A 617-nucleotide genomic window follows, 5' to 3' on the forward strand; every position below is an offset into this window, starting at 1 on the left:
ACGCGCCCAAGAGGAGTCGAACCCCTAACCTTTTGATCCGTAGTCAAACACTCTATCCAGTTGAGCTATGGGCGCATATTTGTAATGCCGAGGACCGGAATCGAACCGGTACGGTGATCACTCACCGCAGGATTTTAAGTCCTGTGCGTCTGCCAGTTCCGCCACCCCGGCGTTGTTACTTTGGCAAAGCGGAAAACGGGGTTCGAACCCGCGACCCCCACCTTGGCAAGGTGGTGCTCTACCACTGAGCTATTTCCGCGTGTTTATGATGCCGGCTAAAGGACTTGAACCCTCGACCCTCTGATTACAAATCAGATGCTCTACCAACTGAGCTAAGCCGGCATGTCATTAAAAAAATCATATTATGCGGGTGAAGGGACTTGAACCCCCACGCCGTAAGGCGCTAGATCCTAAATCTAGTGCGTCTGCCAATTCCGCCACACCCGCAAAAAATATGAGCCGTACAGGGCTCGAACCTGTGACCCTCTGATTAAAAGTCAGATGCTCTACCAACTGAGCTAACGGCTCATATGGAGGTTAACGGGATCGAACCGCTGACCCTCTGCTTGTAAGGCAGATGCTCTCCCAGCTGAGCTAAACCTCCATGGATAACTTAA

7 tRNA genes are annotated in these 617 nt (G+C 51.7%); all 7 read right to left on the reverse strand.

The features are described 5' to 3' along the window. Window position 1: 1 nt before the first annotated feature. Window positions 2-75 (reverse strand) — tRNA-Arg (locus AB3I42_RS13950). A 10-nt stretch (window positions 76-85) separates the two neighbouring features. Continuing rightward, window positions 86-171, reverse strand: a tRNA-Leu gene (locus AB3I42_RS13955). A gap of 16 nt (window positions 172-187) precedes the next feature. Beyond that, window positions 188-259: transfer RNA gene (locus AB3I42_RS13960), tRNA-Gly, on the reverse strand. A 10-nt stretch (window positions 260-269) separates the two neighbouring features. After that, window positions 270-342, reverse strand: a tRNA-Thr gene (locus tag AB3I42_RS13965). A gap of 23 nt (window positions 343-365) precedes the next feature. After that, a tRNA-Leu gene (locus AB3I42_RS13970) sits at window positions 366-447 on the reverse strand. Window positions 448-455: 8 nt separating this feature from the next. Further along, window positions 456-528, reverse strand: a tRNA-Lys gene (locus AB3I42_RS13975). A gap of 3 nt (window positions 529-531) precedes the next feature. Continuing rightward, window positions 532-604 (reverse strand) — tRNA-Val (locus AB3I42_RS13980). Window positions 605-617 lie beyond the last annotated feature (13 nt).

The sequence above is a fragment of the Enterococcus sp. C53 genome (assembly GCF_040887425.1).
Lineage (GTDB): Bacteria > Bacillota > Bacilli > Lactobacillales > Enterococcaceae > Enterococcus_B > Enterococcus_B hirae.